Below are 16547 nucleotides of genomic sequence, written 5' to 3' on the forward strand. Positions count from 1 at the left end.
TGGCGCCTTTTCCTCGATTAGGCAGGGAGCCGGCCGAGGAACTGGGCAAAGACCATGGTGCCTTCGGGCCATGGGCCGTGACCGGAATCGGCATTGATATGACCGGCCTCGCCGGCATCGACGAGGAAGGAGCCCCAGCTGCTGGCGACATCGTCGGCATGATCGTAGCTGCCGAACGGATCGTTGCGGCTGGCGACGGTGATCGACGGGAAGGGCAGCGGGTCGCGCGGATAGGGGCCGAATGTCATCAGGTGTTTCGGGCGGATGTCGGGATTGGCGACATCGGGCGGGGCGACGAGAAAGGCGCCGGCCACGGGCTTGCGGAAATGCGGGATGGCGTGGATCACCGAGGGTACGCCCAGCGAGTGGGCGACGAGAACGACCGGACGGGTCGAGGCGTTCACCTCCTCGGCGATGCGGGCGATCCAGTCCTCGCGCACCGGCTTCGTCCATTCGGCCTGTTCGACGCGCCGCGCCGTGCTGAGCTTTGCCTCCCAGCGGCTCTGCCAGTGGCCCGGGCCGGAATTGGTGTAACCGGGGATGATGAGGATATCTGCGTCTGAGGCTTTCATGATGCCGCCGATGTGAGAAAGCTGGTCCAAGATGTCAAGAGGGGAATGTCAAGGGAGGGAGCGACACGGGCCGTGAAAGTTGCTATATTCCTCCAGTGCCGGTTGCGGATTTCGTGTCGGCTTGCCCGCCGATGCTGTCCGCCGCCGATCAGGTCTCGGCTGAGGAGGAGAAAGCCATGGCGGCATTTCACGTCATGACGGGTGCAAGCGAAAGCTTCGCGCGGCCCGTTGTCAATCGCATCGGTATCGCTGACGTTTTCGACGCGCTGAAGCGCGGATATGAAGATTTCATGGAGAAACCGTCCCATTATGTGTTCCTGTGCCTGATGTACCCGATCGCCGGCGTCTTCCTGACGCTATGGACCTCGGGCGCCAACCTTTTACCGATGGTCTTCCCGCTGATGGCGGGTTTCGTGCTGATCGGCCCGATCGCGGCGATCGGCCTCTATGAGATCAGCCGCCGGCGCGAGGTCGGCCTCGACGCGTCGTGGACGCATGCACTCGAGGTGCGCCATTCGCCGGCGCTGCCGTCGATTGTGGCGGTCGGGCTGATGCTCTTGGGCCTCTTCGTCGTCTGGCTGGTGACGGCGCAGACGCTCTACATCAACCTGCTCGGCGAGGTCTTTCCGCGCAGCATGGCGGATTTCTTCCGCCAGGTCTTCGGCACGTCAGAGGGCATGCAGCTGATCATCTGGGGCAATCTCATCGGCTTCGTCTTTGCGCTCGTCGTGCTGGCGATAACCGTCATCACCTTTCCACTGCTGCTCGACCGCGATGTCGGGGCGGTGGCGGCCGTCACAGCGTCGATCCGCGCGACGATTCTCAATCCGGTGCCGGTGCTGCTCTGGGGCCTGATCGTCGCCGCGCTGCTCGTCATCGGCACGATCCCGGTCTTTGCCGGGCTTGCGCTCGTCATCCCGATCCTCGGCCATGCGACCTGGCATCTCTATCGCAAGCTGATTGCGCGGGAAGCGACCGCATAACCACGGCCTTGCCTGCGGCGAATTCCGGACCCCCGGGGGAATATCGGATCCCTGGGGGAACCTCGAACCTGCCTCGGAGTTTGTTTAGCCGAGAGCGTGATGTCGTCGACATCATGGTCCGGAGGCCTCGAGGGAGGATTGCAGAGGTGACGATGAAGCATCTGTTCGCCCAGTTCGCAACAAAGGTATCGGAATGGGCGGGCAAACCCGTCATCTTCATCCTGGCACTGATCGTGGTCGTTATCTGGGCGGCACTCGGCCCCTTCTTCGACTATTCGGAAACCTGGCAGCTGATCATCAATACCGGCACGACGATCATCACCTTCCTGATGGTTTTCGTGCTGCAGAACGCCCAGACGCGCGACACGCGGGCGATCCAGGCCAAGCTCAACGAAATCATCCTGACCAGCCATGCCGAGAACCGTTTCATCGGCATCGAGAATCTCGAGGAGGAGGAGCTGAAGCACCTCAACCACCTGGTCGCCAAGGCCGCAAAGGGCAGGGGCGAGACGGAGGCCTGCAGGACATCGGAGGCAGCGAATGCGGCACCGCCGAAAAAGGCGGATGCACCTAAGCGCTCTGTGGCTGCCAAGGCGTCGAAGCAGAAGCAGCGGCCACTTGAGAAAAATTGAATCGCTAAATACAGTTCCAAGACGATGAGTTCGTATTGCGTAGGGAAGATGGTCGATTCCGAACTAAGAGAGCCCCAGACTGAGCTGTTCTTTCAGGCCTATCTTCTTGGAATAACGGTTGGTCATCTGCCATTTTTCTTCGGAGATCTGGCCATGGGCACTTTGATCGCGAAGTTTATTTTTTCGCTTCCCTTCATTTTTATATTGTTTATTTCCTATCGTATTAAATATATCGAAATGAATTCGCGGCCGTGTTTCTGGGCGTTTATTGTTTTTATTGGCACGCTGTCTTTGATTGCAGCAGTGTTTCTGTCGTTGTCTGGTTTCGGAGAAAAAGAGCTCGTCTTTTTGTTGTTCGTTTTGGCCTACTGCCTTCCTTCTGTCCTCGTCGCCTGTATCGCTTTCCCAATTATGTTGAGGCTGCGGGTAAGGAGAAACCAGCTAATAAATAACAACAGCGAGATATGTTGAAGACGGCGCCGAGCAGGGGCGCCGTCACTGCGTTGACCGCGACCCTCAAGCCGTCCCAAAGACCCGGCGGAAGATCGTATTGACATGCTTGGTATGATAGCCGAGGTCGAACTTCTCCCGAATATCCTCTTCCGACAGTGCAGCGCGGACCTCCGCATCCGCCAGCAGCTCTTCCAGAAAATCCTTGCCCTGTTCCCAGACCTTCATGGCGTTGCGCTGCACGAGGCGATAGGCATCCTCGCGGGAGGTGCCGGCCTGGGTCAGCGCCAGCAGGACGCGCTGCGAGTGGACGAGGCCATGGAATTTGTTGAGGTTCTTTTCCATATTTTCGGGATAGACCAGCAGCTTTTCGATGACGCCGGCGAGCCGCGAAAGTGCGAAATCCAGCGTCACGGTGGCATCGGGGCCGATCATGCGCTCGACCGAGGAGTGGGAGATATCGCGCTCGTGCCAGAGGGCGACGTTTTCCATTGCCGGCATGGCGTAGGAGCGGACCATGCGGGCGAGGCCGGTCAGGTTTTCGGTCAGAACCGGGTTGCGCTTGTGCGGCATGGCAGAGGAGCCCTTCTGGCCAGGCGAGAAATATTCCTCGGCTTCCAGCACCTCGGTGCGCTGCAGGTGGCGGATCTCGGTTGCCAGCCGCTCGATCGACGAGGCGACGACGCCGAGCGTGGCGAAATACATCGCGTGGCGGTCGCGCGGGATGACCTGTGTCGAGACCGGCTCGGCCTTCAAGCCGAGCGCTTCGGCGACATGTTCTTCGACGCGCGGATCGATATTGGCGAAGGTGCCGACGGCGCCCGATATGGCGCAGGTCGCGACTTCCTCGCGGGCGGCGACGAGGCGCTGGCGGCAGCGCTCGAATTCGGCATAGGCGAGCGCCAGCTTGACGCCGAAGGTGGTGGGCTCGGCATGGATGCCGTGCGAACGGCCGATGGTGACGGTGTCCTTGTGTTCGAAGGCGCGGTTTTTCAGTGCTTCGAGCAGCCGGTCGATATCGGCAAGCAGGATGTCGGTGGCGCGGACCAGCTGAACGTTGAAGCAGGTGTCGAGCACGTCGGACGAGGTCATGCCCTGGTGGACGAAGCGCGCATCCGGGCCGACGATCTCGGCGAGATGGGTGAGGAAGGCGATGACGTCATGCTTGGTGACAGCCTCGATCTCATCGATGCGGTCGACATCGAAGGTGGCGGCGCCGCCTTTTTCCCAGATCGTCTTTGCCGCCGATTTCGGGATGACGCCGAGTTCGGCCAGCGCGTCGCAGGCATGCGCCTCGATCTCGAACCAGATGCGGAACTTGGTTTCGGGAGACCAGATGGCGACCATTTCGGGCCGAGAATAACGCGGGATCATGGGCGGCTGCCTTCACTTCGAGAGGTTTGTTAGCGCCCCTGTAGCAAAGACGGGCGGCAATCTCAACGCATGCGTTTGGCAAGATGATAGCTGCTTGCGACAAGACAGACGAGGCCGAGCGGCAGGAAGAGGCGCAGGCCGATCACCAGGAACTGGTAGACGGCGCTGATACTGGTGAAGACGAACTGGAAGGCCCAGACGATACTGCCGAAGGGCGCGTGCCAGCGCGAATAGAAGATCCGGTATTCCATGGCGAAGAGGAAGGCGGTCATCAGGATCGTAGCTGCGGTCAACGTCACGAAAAAAGCGGCAAAACGCGCTTCCGGCGGCCTGCCATAGGCAAGGAAGCGGGCAACCGGCAGGGCGAACGGCCAGGCCAACAGGCCCCCGGCGAAATAAAGTGCTGTCACTTCGGCAAGGCGGCCCGTCTGCAGGCCGTTGCGCAGGTAAAGGCCGAGCATGGCGGCGGCGAGCATCTGCATACCCCAAAGCAACGCGCCGGCGATCAGATCGGGGTAGGGCGGCCATGCAGCTCTTAGACGATCTATCCGGGGGCGATCCATGCTTAGGGATGAACAGGAACGGCGATCCAGCGGCCGTTCCTTGTCGCATCGAAGGCCAGGACGAGGGCGATGTGAACCTGGTTTCCGCCTTCCGGCTGATAGACCACCGCGCCGCCGATCCGGTATTCGACCGAGCACGTGCGCTCGGCCGGAACCGTGGTGGCCTGGCGCGCCGCCTGCCGGTTCGGAGCGCCTTCCTTTTCGATCATCTGCAGGCTGAAGCCGATGACGCGTTTATCGATCGCGGCGCAATCCTTCGGCGTCGGCACCGGCATCTCGCCGAGCGAGAGCGTATAGGGCGCCTTCGGCGGACCGTCGGTCGCAAGCGTCGTGTAGCGGATCGTCTTCGAAGGCGAGCCGAGTTCGGTCGGTGGATTGAAGGCGGCGATCAGGCCGGGATTGGTCAACAGATCGTATTTGTCCATCTGGCTGCGCGCCGCCGTCAGGTTCTGCCGCCGCGCCTTGGAGAGATTGGCGTCCTTATCGGTCAGTTCGGTGCGGAAGGGTGTGCCCTCGAGATAGTGGCCGTCTTCGGTATCGACGAAATAAGTGTTGGAGTAGGGGGGACGCTCTGCTTGATGCCGAATTCCTGGAATCCGAAAACCTTGCCGTCAGCGGAAAAACCGATCGGCTGGATATTGGCGATGTCGCCGGCAAGTGACAGGCCGGGCAGGCCGGCAAATGCTGCGGCAATGATGCCGCCGATGATGAGACGCTTCTTCATGCTCGTGCCCCTTCGGCTGCCTGACGCAGATCGGCGACGGTCCGGCGGTAATCCTCGACCGTATCGCCCTTGAAAATTGCCGAGCCGGCGACGAGGACGTTGCCGCCCGCCCGCGCGATATCAGGCGCCGTTTCCACCGTGACGCCGCCGTCGACCTCGAGTTCGATCGGCCGATCACCGATCAGTGACTTCGCCGCCGCGATCTTCTTCGCCATCGCCGGAATGAACTTCTGCCCGCCGAAACCGGGATTGACCGACATGATCAGGATGAGGTCGACATCGTCGAGCACGTTCTCGATGGCGCTGAGCGGTGTCGCCGGATTGATCGTCACGCCGACCTTCTTGCCGAGGTTGCGGACAGTCTGCAGCGAGCGGTGCAGATGCGGTCCGGCTTCGGTATGGACGGTGATGCGGTCGCAGCCGGCCTTGGCGAAGGCTTCGAGATAGTCGTCGACCGGCGAGATCATCAGGTGGCAGTCGAACGTGGCTGATGTATAGGAGCGCAACGACTTGATGACATCGGGGCCGAAGGAGATGTTCGGCACGAAATGCCCGTCCATCACGTCGAGATGGATCCAGTCGGCGCCGGCGGCCGTCACGTCGCGCACCTCCTCGCCGAGCCTGGCGAAATCCGCTGCGAGGATCGAGGGGGCAATGCGAATGGGCAGCGTCATCAAAACTACTCCGTATAGGGCGCGCCATTTCACTGCGGCGCCAGAATTCAAAGCTGGCGGCCGCTGCTCATTGCGTCGGCGCCGCAGGTGGAAAAAAGCCGTTGCCCCGCCATTCGAGCAGGCGGTAGGGATTTTGCGAAAGTTCATGCGCACCGGTGAAGGCAATAGCGCCGACCGGCGTCTGGAATGTCGTGCCGAGAAGCGTCTCCTGGAGGGGCTTGCCCGCCGCAACGGCGGCTTGCCCGGCCTGGCCGGCAATGAGGGCGGCGGCCAGCGACGGCAGGACATAACCTTCCGGCTCGACGCCTTTGGCATGCAGCGCGCCGGCAGCAGCCGTGCCTTCCGGCAGGGTAGCGTATTCGGGCAGGGCGACGGCGCGCACGCCTGAATTCAGCGGCAGCGGCTGGTCGGCAGCGCGCATGGCATCGCCGCTGAGGATGGAAAGCTGGATGTTCTCGGCCTTGGCGTCGCGGGCGATGACGGCGACGTCGTTGCGATCGCCGCCGATGAAGACCCTGGTGGCGCCGGCCCGTTTCAGGCGGCGGACCAGGGCAATCTGCTGCTCCTGTCCCGGACGGTAGGTATCGGTAAAGACCGGCTTCAGGCCGTTCTGCTCCAGCGCATTGCGCACCGATTCCGTCAGTTCGCGGCCATGAATGGTGCCGTCCTCGATCAGGGCGATCGGATCGGCGGCCCAGTCCTTCAGGATCACCTCAATGATCTTTGCTGCCTCGGCGCCGTCGGCGGGCGCCGCCCGGAAGAGCGGCCAGCCGTTCTTCAATGCATCCTCCATCAGGATGCGGGAGCGCACGGAGACGGTGATCGCGGGAATGCTGGCGTCCTTCAGCTTCGGCAGCGCGCCTTCGAGCGTTTCGCTGCAGAGAAAGCCGATCGCGACCTGCACCTTGGCGCTGACAAGCGCGTCGGCAACCGCAGCACCGCTATTGTCTTCGCAGGTCTCGTTGATGGCGACCAGAGTATTTCCCGACTGCTGGATCTCGAAGCCGGCGCCCGCGGCAATCTGGGCGCCGAGGAGGGCGAGCGGGCCGTTCTGAGGAGCGACGACGCCGATCGTCACGCCCGCCGCATGGCTTTCAGCCGCCGCTCCCAGCAGCGCCAGAAAAGCTGCTATGCCACGCAGGTTGATCATGAAAGGCGGACATCCCTAGCCATCGTCCATGCCCTTTTATCCGCAAGGCCGCGATCGTCAAAGAAAAACAAGCGCAACACGGCGCTTTTCACCGGTCCTATTGTAGAAAAGGTAACCGATGCTCGCCATATTGGCGCGATGGCAAGACAATCCAGGCATAAAGCGCGCGCACGGAGAAGCAGGTGTTGAACAGGCAGCATATCGACCCTGGCCTTTATCGCGACGCCATGAGCCGTTATGCCGGCCATGTACAGCTCGTGACGACGGCGATGGAAGGGGTGCGCCGCGGCGTTACCATTACCGCCGCCTGCTCGGTCTCCGACAATCCGGCCTCGGTGCTGATTTGCCTCAACAACACTAATCCGAAGAACGAGATCTTCTTCCGCAGCGGCGTCTTCGTGCTCAACACGCTTGGCGCCCATCACCAGGCCGTTGCCGACGCTTTCTCCGGGCGCACTGTGCTTACCAATGACGACCGCTTCGCCAGCGCCCGTTTCGACACACTCGTCACCGGCGCGCCGGTTCTCTTCGATGCGCTCGCCGCCTTCGATTGCCGGGTGACCGACATTAAGGAAATGCCGACGCACAATGTCGTCTTCGGTGAGGTCGCGGCTGTCCGCTTCAGCGAAAAACACCCGGCGCTGATCTATATGAACCGGGATTATCACGCGTTGTGATTTCCGCAGCGATCGAGATTTCAAGGGGATAGAGGATGGACAATGCCGGGATCGAGGAAATGTTTCAGGGGCTCGGGCCAGTCACGATCAAGCGCATGTTCGGCGGTAAAGGCATCTATCATCTCGGACGGATTATCGCGCTTGAAGTGCGCGACGAAATGCTGTTGAAGGCCGACGAGACGAGCGCGCCTGAATTTGCCGCCGCCGGAGCCACGCAATGGACCTATGAGGGCAAGAAGGGCAAGCCGGTAAAAATGCCCTACTGGTCGATCCCCGACGAGGCCTATGACGATCCCGATCTGATGGCGAAATGGGTGCGGCTTGCCTATGAGGCGTCGCTTCGCGCCGAATAGCTATTCGCCCCGTGCTGCAGCCGGCAAGGCTGCTATGGCGGCCTTGGTGAAGGCCGACAGCGGCTCGGGCAAATCGGTCAGGGGAAACCAGCCGAAATCCGAAAGCTTGTCCGGTTCGGTGAGTTGCGGCTCGCCCTCGATGTCGCGGGTGACATAGAGCAGAGAGATCCAGTGCTGGCGGTCGACGTCCATGATCTGCTCGGTCATGCCGAGCCGTTCGATACGGCCGATCACGAGGCCGGTTTCTTCCTCGGCCTCGCGGCGAGCGGCTTGCTCCGCCGGCTCCATGTGATCGACCTTGCCGCCGACAATATTCCAGTAGCCGGCTTCAGGTGCGCGCAAGCGCTTGTAGAGAAGGATTTTGGCGCCGCGCAGAATTACCAGGCCGACGCCGAAGCCCGGAAAATCAAGGCCGGGCCTGCCCATTGGATGTTCAGACCTTGGCGCTGCCGGCGATCAGCATGAAGGCCGGGATATCGTCGCCGAAGCCGACCGGGGTCGGGCCGTCGTCGTGATCGCGATGACGGCGGCGGTCGCGGCTGTCATCATTTGCCGGGTAAGGCCGACTGTTACGCGCATTGTTCTGCGGCTTCTGCTCTGCTTTGCGCTCGTTCTTCACGATGTCGGCCTTTACTGGTGCTGCTTCAATCACGTCGACGCCATTATCCTGTATGTCGTTGTCAGATTTATGACTCGCGGCGGCGCGATTGCCGCGTCCGCGTCCACGATCCTTGTCGCCATTCTCTCTCGGCGCACGATCTCGGCCTGCACCATCTCTGGCGCCACGCTCGCGGCTGTTGCGGCGCGGGCGTTCGCTGTCCCGGCTGTCTTCTGCCGGCGGCGGCAGCGACGTCAGGTCACCGCTCAGCCATTCGACCTTTTCGCCGATCAGCTTCTCGATGGCATCGACGAACTTCGTGTCGCGCTTGGTGACGAGCGTAAAGGCGGCACCCGAGCGGCCGGCACGGCCGGTGCGGCCGATGCGGTGGACGTAATCCTCGGAATGGATCGGTACGTCGAAATTGAAGACGTGGCTGACATCAGGGATATCGAGGCCGCGGGCAGCGACGTCGGAAGCGACCAGAAGCTGGAGGTTGCCGTCACGGAAGCTCTGCAGCGTCATCGTGCGGGAACGCTGATCCATGTCGCCATGCAGGGCGCCGACCGAGAAGCCGTGGCGTTCGAGCGATCGGAAGAGATCGGCGACATCCTTCTTGCGGTTGCAAAAAATGATGGCGTTCTTGAGCTCGGTCTGGGCGCGGACGAGTTCGCGCAGGACGGCGCGCTTTTCGTAATCCTTGCCGTGCGAGGCGACGAAACGCTGCGTCACGGTCGCTGCGGCGGAAGCCGGCTTTGCGACTTCGATACGCTCTGGATTCTGCAGGAACCGATCGGCGAGCTTCTGGATCTCCGACGGCATGGTTGCCGAGAAGAACAGCGTCTGGCGGGTGAACGGGATCATCTTGGCGATGCGTTCGATATCAGGGATGAAACCCATGTCGAGCATGCGGTCGGCCTCGTCGATGACGAGAATCTCGACGCCGCTCATCAGGAGCTTGCCGCGCTCGAAATGGTCGAGCAGGCGGCCGGGTGTGCAGATCAGCACATCGGCGCCGCGCTCGAGCTTGCGGTCCTGGTCTTCGAAGGAAACGCCGCCGATCAGGAGGGCGACGTTGAGGCGGTGGTTCTTGCCGTATTTTTCGAAATTCTCGGCGACCTGAGCGGCGAGTTCGCGCGTCGGTTCGAGAATGAGTGTGCGGGGCATGCGCGCACGTGCACGGCCCTTTTCGAGAAGCGACAGCATCGGCAGCACGAAGGATGCCGTCTTGCCAGTGCCGGTCTGCGCGATGCCGCAAATATCGCGGCGCTCGAGCGCAAACGGGATGGCTCCCGCCTGAATGGGCGTGGGGATCGTGTAGCCCGCATCCGTAACAGCGGATAGCACTTTTTGGCTCAAGCCAAGGTCAGCAAATGTCGTCAAAGGGAAAACTGTTTCCATTCGGTTCGGCCGAACTCTGAACGAGTCGGCGGGATTGCATGCCGCAATGCAGCGCGACATAGCCCCGAATGGCCGGCAAGTCAAGAATTAGAGACGCCGCACCCATTGCAGAGTGAAGCGTTGGTTACCGGGCAGGAGTTACTTGATATAGGTGGCGAGTTTAAGGCCGGCATTCATGAAATATACTGGATCGACGGCATTGCCGTCCTGTCGCACTTCATAGTGCAGGTGGGTGCCCGTCGAGCGGCCGGTGCTGCCGGCAAGGCCGATGACGTCGTTGCTATCGACTGTGTCGCCGACCTTGACCAGAACCTCAGACATATGCCCGTAGCGCGTCGAGATGCCGTTGCCGTGATCGACCTCGACCATGTTGCCGTAGCCGCCGGTCCAGCCGGCCGAAATCACCTTGCCGGGCGCCGTCGGGCGGATCCTTTCGCCCGGCGAAAAGCGGAAGTCGATGCCGGAATGGAGCGCGAGGCGGCCGAGGAACGGATCACGGCGGTTTCCGAAGGGGCTGGTCACGTCCTTGCCGATAGCGGGATTGCGGAACGGCAGGGATTCGGCGGTGCTGCGCACTGCCTCGAGCCGGGTCAGTGCGCCGTCGAGCGCAACCAGCGAATTGTTGAAGCCGTCGTTGCTTTCAGGCTCGACATAGGGGCCGCCGACCGCATCGTCATCGTCTTTCTCGGCAGCGCTCTCGGGCATCGGAATCTTGAAGCGGGTCAGCACGGTCTCGATGGCGTTGGCGGCATTGCCGGCATCGCTCGTCAGCTGTTCGACCCGGCTGCGCTGATCCTGTTCGACATCTTTCAGCGATAGCGTCACCTTGGAGAAGATGCGGTCGGCACGGTCGCCGACCGTATCAGTGGCCGGCACATAGGCGAGCGTCGAATTGTCCGGTGTCGCATCGGCGGGCGCGCCGCTCGCCAGTTGTTTCTCGATCGCCTCGACGCCGCCACGGTTAAGCGATGCACGCTTGTCCTTGCTATCGGGCGCATAAGACTGAACCGGGGAAGTCGGCGCGGGCAGGGCGCCGTCTTTTTCCGTCAGGCCGGAGCTTTCGGCCCGGTCGAGCAGATTGTCGAGTTTGCCATGGCGCGAGGTGAGCGCCATTTGCTGCTCCATCAGCTTGTCGACTTTGTCTTCGACCACCTGCTGATCGAGAAGCTGGCGGGAGGTGATGCGGTCGACCTGCGCGCGGAGGGCGGCGATGCGGTCTTCATAGTCGTGCTGCATGCGCGCCTGGCGGGCCATGGTGGCGCCGATCAGATCGTCGCGCAGCACGAGATAGGACGTGGCCAGGAGATAGCCGATCGAGAAGACGCCGACGAAGCAGAGGGTCAGCGCAGCCATCCACGGCCGGACCGTCATATGGCGGACCTTGTCGCCGCTTGCCAGGATGAGGATATGTTCCTGCGCCCGTCTGCCGAATACCCGGTGCTGATGTCCGCTGTTCACGCAGGCTCTCCCGATTGATGCTCTACGCCTCTTTCGGAAATTAGACACCGTTATGGTTAATGAATGCTTTCATTGTCGCCGGCGCATCATAAATTTCAGTGACTTCAAGCGTGGCTGATCGATGCGAGCGAGCGGTAGAAGGACGGCGTCAGCCCAGCCTCGGCGCGGGCAAGATCGTTGAAAGGCGGCTTCAGCGGTCCGCGGAAATTCGCCCGCACCAGCTCCTGGAAGGCTTTTGCAGGGTCGCGCTTCTCGCGGGCGCAGAGGAAGCGGAACCATTTGGCGCCGACGGCGACATGGCCTTTCTCGTCGTTGTAGATGACGTCGAGGACATCGGCACTTTCGAGATCGCCGGTCTGGCGCATCTTCGCCTGCAGCGACGGCGTGACGTCGAGGCCGCGGGCCTCCAGGATCAACGGCACGACGGCGAGCCTTGCCGTCAGATCGTTGCGGGTCGAATGGGCGGCCTGCCAGAGCCCGTCATGGGCGGGCAGATCGCCGTAATCGGCGCCGAGATCGTTGAGCCTGGCGCGCACCATGCGGAAATGCTTCGCCTCCTCGAAGGCGACCTGCATCCAGCCGTCGAAAAAGGAATTCGGCACCTGCTCGGTCGCGAATCGCGCGACGATGTCGAGCGCCAGATCGACGGCGTTGAGTTCGATATGGGCGATGGCGTGGAGCAGCGCGATCCGCCCTTTGAGCGTATGCAGCGAGCGCTTCTCCACCTGGGTCGGCGGCGTCAGCACCGGTTTCTCGGGACGGCCGGGCCTGTCGGGCAGCGCCGCATCGAGCGGCGAGCGCAGCGACACCCGGCGGGTGAACCAGCGGGTGGCGCTTTCCTGCGCAAGTGCCGTCTTGCGGTCGAGATCGGCCGAACAGATCGCATCGATGGCGCCGCCGCGCAGCGAGGTTATCGTGAGATCGCCGGTCACGCCGCCAGGTTCCTCACGGCCTCGAGCACGGTTTCTGCATGGCCCTGCACCTTCACCTTCTGCCAGATGGTGGCGATCGTGCCGTCCTGGCGGATCAGGAAAGTGGTACGCTCGACACCCATGAAGTTGCGGCCATACATGCTCTTTTCCTTCCAGACGCCATAGGCCTGCAGCGTCGTCTTTTCCTCGTCCGAGGCGAGCGCCACCGAAAGACGGTGCTTCTTGATGAACTTGTCATGGCAGGCGGCCGAATCGGGCGACATGCCGATGACGGCGGCACCCGCCGCTTCGAACTCGGCTGCCAACGCGGTGAAAGCCAGTGATTCGGCGGTGCAGCCCGTGGTGTCGTCCTTGGGGTAGAAGAACAGCACGAGCGGTTTGCCGTGGAATTCGGCCAGCGAAACGCGGCCGCCGCCGTCGCGGGGAAGGTTGAAATCAGGGGCAGAGACGCCGATGCTGGGAACCGCCATTGGGAAAACCTTTCTTTTGCCGGGTTTGTGGATGACACTTACTCTCCCCGAATTATATAGTGGACGGATACCCGTCCAGCATGGCCGGGTTCAATTCTTCAGTTAAAGGGAGAGCCCAAGGGCGCATGTCAGCCATCCGCGGCGAAAAGGTCACGTTTCGCAAGAAGGATATCGTTGCGCTGGACCGCTTGCCGTCCGCCCAGGCCGAGGATCCGATCATCGTTCATTGCCCGCCGCCGCGTTCGCCGATGCGCCGCACGGTGAAGCTGAGCTCAGGATTTCTGGGACTGATCCTGCTTATTCTTGCTGCCATCGTTTTCACCGTCGAGAGCGGCCTATTCGACAAGCCGCTGTCGCAGCAGGCGCAGGCGGCGCTGAATGGCGTGGCCGGACCGCGCTACCGCGCCGAGGTCGGTTCCACCGTCATCCGCTTCACCTCGGATTTCCGGCTGGCGCTTGAAGCGCGCAACGTCAACATGATCGACCAGGAGAGCGGCCAGCACCTGTCGACGACGGGTTCGGTGCGCCTGGGGCTCGATCCGCTGCAGCTTTTCCGCGGCCGGATCGCAGTGACGGACATCGAAGCGGAGGATATCGCGCTCGATACCGCGCTTTTGCCCTCCGGCAATCCCGTCAAGCTCGATGATCTGCGCATCGACGCCGTGCCGGCGGCGATGGAGAAAATCTTCTCGCAGTTCGACATGTTCGATAGCATCGTGACGCGCGGCTCGACGAATTCGATGCGCATCTCCGGCATCGACATCAAGCTTGCCGATACCGCCAACGGTCCGCTGTCGCTGGTCATCGACAATCTCGTCTTTGCCCATGCCGGCCCATCCTCGCTGCAACTGACCGGCGAAGTCGCGCTGAACGGCGAAGTGGCGGAGCTCGATGTGCTGGCCGAGAAGGAAGACGGCCACGTGTCGAAGGTCGTTGCGACGCTGAAGCATGCCGACCTCACGCCCTTCGGGCTGAAACGCAACGATCAGGGCGCAATACGGCAGGGGCTCAGCGCCTTTGCCGACCTCACGGTGTCGGCCACCAGAGGGCGCGATGGCGTGCAGCCGGCGCTTGCGGCGACGCTCGACATCGATCCCGGCCTGATCTATGCCGACGGCGATCCGCAGGAGCTGTCGGGCGGGCAAATCAATCTCGTCTATGATTTCGCCAAGCAGACGATCGAGATCGCCCGATCGAACGCCCGGTTCGGCGCGACGACGCTTCCCATCAATGGTGCGCTGATCGATCTCGACAAGCTCGAGTCGCAGGCCGGCAAGGGCTTCGGCATCGACCTGCTCGTCAGCGGCGGCACGGCAGCCCCCGGCGGCTCCGGCGAGCCGACGCTCTCCTTCGACGTCCAGGCGACGGGGCGCTACATGGTCGCCGGCCGTGAATTCCAGTTTCCCAACATAACCGCTTCCAGCCCGCTCGGTGCGCTCTACGGGTCCCTGCACGTCAAACTCGGCGACAAATCGCCGGAAATCAGCTTCGCCGGCCAGTCGGCGCAGTTGCAGACGACAGCGATCAAGCAGCTCTGGCCGTTCTGGATGGCGCCCAAGGTGCGCACCTGGGTGCACGGCAATCTCTTTGGCGGCACCGTCACCAACGCCACCATATCGGTCTTCATTCCCTTCGGCAGGCTGGATGAGGCAGCCGGCGGCAAGGGATTGAAACTCGATGCCAACCAGATCCGCATCGGCTTCGACATTGCGGGAGCGCGGATGAATGTCGCCGGCGACATTCCGCCGATCCGCGACACGTCAGCGCATTTCGACCTGAGCGGCCCGGTTGCGACGATCGCGATCAAGAACGGCACGTCCTATTTCCCGTCCGGCCGGTCCGTCGGTCTCGGGCAGGGGACGTTCATCTTGCCCGCCACCTACGATAAGCCGCTGATGGCCGATATCGATCTCGCGGTGTCCGGCCCGGCGGATGCCGTCGGCGAACTTCTGACCTACAGGCCGATCCGGGTGCTGCAGCGCGCCGGCTTTACGCCCGACGATCTCAAGGGCCGGATCGAGGCGAATGTGAAGGCCCATTTCGGCCTGCTCTCCTCGCAAAACCCGCCGCCTGCCGAATGGACAGCGGCAATGAAGCTCACCGACGTCGATCTTGCCAAGCCGTTTTCCGGCCGAATGATCAGCAATCTCGACGGCACGCTGAACGGCAATCCGAAACGGATCACGCTCGACGCCAAGGCCCAGATCGACGGTGTCCCGGCCGATATCGATCTTACCGAACCGGTCGAGGCATCCGATACAGCGGCGCGGCAGCGGGTGATCACCGCGACGCTTTCCGAGGACCAGCGCAACAAGCTGATACCCGGCCTTTCCGGCATCGTCGCCGGCAGCGTGAAGATGGTGCTGACGCGGATCGACGACGACCGGCAGGACGTCCAGCTCGACCTCACCAAGTCGCTGCTCGAATTGCCTTGGATCGGCTGGTCTAAAGGCAGCGGCATCGCCGCCACGGCCGAGTTCGAAACGTCAGGCCCGGCCGACAATACCCAGATCATGAACTTCCGCCTGAAGGGCGACGGTTTCGGTGCCAGCGGATCGTTGAACATCGGCAAGGGCGGGCTGATCTCGGCCGATTTCGATAGCGTCAAGCTCTCCTCGCTCGACGATTTCGCCCTGTCGGTGAAACGCAGCAAGGGCAATTTCGACGTCTCGGTCTCCGGCGACAGCGCCGATGCGCGGCCAGTCATCCAGCGGTTGAAATCGGGCTCGGGTGACGATGGTGATGGGGATGCCGGCGACACCGGCGTATTGGTGCGCGCCAGGCTGAAAAACGTCATCGGCTTCAACGACGAGAAAGTCGGCAATTTCCAGGCGCAAATATCACTGCGGGGCGACAAGCTGCAGACGCTCAATTTTTCCGCCGTTACCGATAGCGGCGAGGCGGTGGTCAGCCAGATGCAGGACGGCGGCGTCATCAACATCACCAGCGGCGATGCCGGCGCGGTATCGCGTTTCGCCGATCTCTACCAGCACATGCAGGGCGGCCTGCTCAATCTGGCGATCCGGCTGGGGGCGGAGGGCGGCTGGGACGGCTCCCTCGATGTGCGCCGCTTCGCGATCGTCAACGAACAACGGCTGCGCTCGATTGTCTCGACGCCCGTTGGAAGTGAGCAGCGCAGCCTCAACGAGGCCGTCAAGCGCGATATCGATACCTCGTCGCAGCGCTTCCAGCGCGGCTTTGCCCGTGTCGTTTCGCGCAATGGCATGGTCGGCATCGAAAACGGCGTGCTGCGAGGCGACCAGATCGGCGCAACCTTCCAGGGCATCGTGCGCGACCGCAAGGGCAACATGGACATGACCGGCACCTTCATGCCGGCCTACGGCCTCAACCGCCTCTTTGCCGAACTGCCGTTGATCGGCGTTATCCTCGGCAATGGCAGCGACCGCGGCCTCATCGGCATCACCTTCAAGCTGACAGGCAAGTTCGACCAGCCGAACCTGCAGATCAACCCGCTGTCGATCATCGCGCCGGGTGTTTTCCGGCAGATCTTCGAATTCCAGTGAGGCGGGAAGCGG

16 protein-coding genes and 1 pseudogene are annotated in these 16547 nt (G+C 62.3%); 6 read left to right on the forward strand and 11 right to left on the reverse strand.

All coding sequences use genetic code 11. The features are described from left to right. Nucleotides 1-17 precede the first annotated feature (17 nt). A complete protein-coding gene (locus tag ACS4RR_RS13645; RefSeq protein WP_170261483.1) occupies nucleotides 18-572 on the reverse strand; it encodes an RBBP9/YdeN family alpha/beta hydrolase in 555 nt (184 codons plus the stop codon). A 176-nt stretch (nucleotides 573-748) separates the two neighbouring features. Between ACS4RR_RS13645 and ACS4RR_RS13650 the strand changes: the two genes are divergently transcribed. The 3 genes from ACS4RR_RS13650 to ACS4RR_RS13660 all read left to right on the forward strand — a co-directional run bounded on the left by ACS4RR_RS13650 (nucleotide 749) and on the right by ACS4RR_RS13660 (nucleotide 2658). Beyond that, on the forward strand, nucleotides 749-1555 hold the full coding sequence (locus tag ACS4RR_RS13650; protein ID WP_260110926.1) for a DUF2189 domain-containing protein: 807 nt from the start codon (nucleotides 749-751) through the stop codon (nucleotides 1553-1555). Between the two features lie 152 nt (nucleotides 1556-1707). Then, nucleotides 1708-2187: a low affinity iron permease family protein gene (locus ACS4RR_RS13655; protein ID WP_222385128.1), complete on the forward strand. Its 480-nt coding sequence runs from the start codon at nucleotides 1708-1710 to the stop codon at nucleotides 2185-2187. 48 nt (nucleotides 2188-2235) lie between these two features. Next, nucleotides 2236-2658, forward strand: coding sequence for a hypothetical protein (locus ACS4RR_RS13660; RefSeq protein ID WP_162117062.1), 423 nt, complete (start codon nucleotides 2236-2238; stop codon nucleotides 2656-2658). A 45-nt stretch (nucleotides 2659-2703) separates the two neighbouring features. On the opposite strand, the gene purB is transcribed toward ACS4RR_RS13660, so the two are convergent. The 5 genes and pseudogenes from purB to ACS4RR_RS13685 form a co-directional block, all read right to left on the reverse strand. After that, on the reverse strand, nucleotides 2704-4011 hold the full coding sequence (gene purB, locus ACS4RR_RS13665; RefSeq protein ID WP_222385127.1) for an adenylosuccinate lyase: 1308 nt from the start codon (nucleotides 4009-4011) through the stop codon (nucleotides 2704-2706). Nucleotides 4012-4073: 62 nt separating this feature from the next. Next, nucleotides 4074-4574, reverse strand: a complete 501-nt coding sequence (locus tag ACS4RR_RS13670) for a hypothetical protein (protein ID WP_222385125.1) — start codon at nucleotides 4572-4574, stop codon at nucleotides 4074-4076. Between the two features lie 2 nt (nucleotides 4575-4576). Then, nucleotides 4577-5298: pseudogene (locus tag ACS4RR_RS13675) on the reverse strand (DUF2259 domain-containing protein). After that, on the reverse strand, nucleotides 5295-5972 hold the full coding sequence (rpe, locus tag ACS4RR_RS13680) for a ribulose-phosphate 3-epimerase (protein ID WP_222385123.1): 678 nt from the start codon (nucleotides 5970-5972) through the stop codon (nucleotides 5295-5297). Before rpe ends, ACS4RR_RS13675 begins: the two are co-directional and overlap by 4 nt. A 67-nt stretch (nucleotides 5973-6039) precedes the next feature. After that, nucleotides 6040-7122: an ABC transporter substrate-binding protein gene (locus ACS4RR_RS13685; protein WP_260110923.1), complete on the reverse strand. Its 1083-nt coding sequence runs from the start codon at nucleotides 7120-7122 to the stop codon at nucleotides 6040-6042. Between the two features lie 182 nt (nucleotides 7123-7304). On the opposite strand from ACS4RR_RS13685, the gene ACS4RR_RS13690 reads away from it, so the two are divergent. Together ACS4RR_RS13690 and ACS4RR_RS13695 are read left to right on the forward strand one after the other, a co-directional pair. Continuing rightward, nucleotides 7305-7799, forward strand: coding sequence for a flavin reductase (locus tag ACS4RR_RS13690; protein WP_170281267.1), 495 nt, complete (start codon nucleotides 7305-7307; stop codon nucleotides 7797-7799). A gap of 35 nt (nucleotides 7800-7834) precedes the next feature. Then, the gene (locus ACS4RR_RS13695; RefSeq protein ID WP_017964468.1) at nucleotides 7835-8152 is read left to right on the forward strand and encodes a TfoX/Sxy family protein; all 318 of its coding nucleotides are present in this window, start codon (nucleotides 7835-7837) and stop codon (nucleotides 8150-8152) included. Here ACS4RR_RS13695 and ACS4RR_RS13700 read toward each other — a convergent pair whose 3' ends face one another. From ACS4RR_RS13700 to ACS4RR_RS13720, 5 genes are all read right to left on the reverse strand, one after another. Then, entirely contained in the window at nucleotides 8153-8578 is a 426-nt protein-coding gene (locus ACS4RR_RS13700; protein WP_260110921.1) for an NUDIX domain-containing protein, read from the reverse strand. A gap of 7 nt (nucleotides 8579-8585) precedes the next feature. After that, entirely contained in the window at nucleotides 8586-10151 is a 1566-nt protein-coding gene (locus ACS4RR_RS13705) for a DEAD/DEAH box helicase (RefSeq protein WP_017964466.1), read from the reverse strand. A 138-nt stretch (nucleotides 10152-10289) separates the two neighbouring features. Then, nucleotides 10290-11609, reverse strand: coding sequence for a M23 family metallopeptidase (locus tag ACS4RR_RS13710; RefSeq protein WP_222385115.1), 1320 nt, complete (start codon nucleotides 11607-11609; stop codon nucleotides 10290-10292). A 104-nt stretch (nucleotides 11610-11713) separates the two neighbouring features. Next, nucleotides 11714-12541, reverse strand: a complete 828-nt coding sequence (locus ACS4RR_RS13715) for a ferritin-like domain-containing protein (RefSeq protein WP_222385114.1) — start codon at nucleotides 12539-12541, stop codon at nucleotides 11714-11716. Beyond that, nucleotides 12538-13011, reverse strand: coding sequence for a peroxiredoxin (locus tag ACS4RR_RS13720; protein WP_170255815.1), 474 nt, complete (start codon nucleotides 13009-13011; stop codon nucleotides 12538-12540). The genes ACS4RR_RS13715 and ACS4RR_RS13720 overlap by 4 nt, the downstream gene beginning before the upstream one ends. Nucleotides 13012-13136: 125 nt before the next feature. Between ACS4RR_RS13720 and ACS4RR_RS13725 the strand changes: the two genes are divergently transcribed. Then, the gene (locus ACS4RR_RS13725) at nucleotides 13137-16535 is read left to right on the forward strand and encodes a hypothetical protein (RefSeq protein WP_456188905.1); all 3399 of its coding nucleotides are present in this window, start codon (nucleotides 13137-13139) and stop codon (nucleotides 16533-16535) included. The last annotated feature ends 12 nt before the right edge of the window (nucleotides 16536-16547 follow it).

Source organism: Rhizobium zaerense (assembly GCF_051810725.1).
GTDB classification, from domain to species: domain Bacteria; phylum Pseudomonadota; class Alphaproteobacteria; order Rhizobiales; family Rhizobiaceae; genus Rhizobium; species Rhizobium leguminosarum_I.

Bases quoted from the DNA above. Each gene is read 5' to 3' on its own strand.
- ACS4RR_RS13705 (WP_017964466.1), bottom strand. From the start codon at position 10,151: ATGGAAACAGTTTTCCCTTTGACGACATTTGCTGACCTTGGCTTGAGC.
- purB (WP_222385127.1), bottom strand. From the start codon at position 4,011: ATGATCCCGCGTTATTCTCGGCCCGAAATGGTCGCCATCTGGTCTCCC.
- ACS4RR_RS13660 (WP_162117062.1), top strand. From the start codon at position 2,236: ATGGTCGATTCCGAACTAAGAGAGCCCCAGACTGAGCTGTTCTTTCAG.
- ACS4RR_RS13725 (WP_456188905.1), top strand. From the start codon at position 13,137: ATGTCAGCCATCCGCGGCGAAAAGGTCACGTTTCGCAAGAAGGATATC.
- ACS4RR_RS13670 (WP_222385125.1), bottom strand. From the start codon at position 4,574: ATGGATCGCCCCCGGATAGATCGTCTAAGAGCTGCATGGCCGCCCTAC.
- ACS4RR_RS13700 (WP_260110921.1), bottom strand. From the start codon at position 8,578: ATGGGCAGGCCCGGCCTTGATTTTCCGGGCTTCGGCGTCGGCCTGGTA.
- rpe (WP_222385123.1), bottom strand. From the start codon at position 5,972: ATGACGCTGCCCATTCGCATTGCCCCCTCGATCCTCGCAGCGGATTTC.
- ACS4RR_RS13655 (WP_222385128.1), top strand. From the start codon at position 1,708: ATGAAGCATCTGTTCGCCCAGTTCGCAACAAAGGTATCGGAATGGGCG.
- ACS4RR_RS13685 (WP_260110923.1), bottom strand. From the start codon at position 7,122: ATGATCAACCTGCGTGGCATAGCAGCTTTTCTGGCGCTGCTGGGAGCG.
- ACS4RR_RS13720 (WP_170255815.1), bottom strand. From the start codon at position 13,011: ATGGCGGTTCCCAGCATCGGCGTCTCTGCCCCTGATTTCAACCTTCCC.
- ACS4RR_RS13695 (WP_017964468.1), top strand. From the start codon at position 7,835: ATGGACAATGCCGGGATCGAGGAAATGTTTCAGGGGCTCGGGCCAGTC.
- ACS4RR_RS13650 (WP_260110926.1), top strand. From the start codon at position 749: ATGGCGGCATTTCACGTCATGACGGGTGCAAGCGAAAGCTTCGCGCGG.
- ACS4RR_RS13645 (WP_170261483.1), bottom strand. From the start codon at position 572: ATGAAAGCCTCAGACGCAGATATCCTCATCATCCCCGGTTACACCAAT.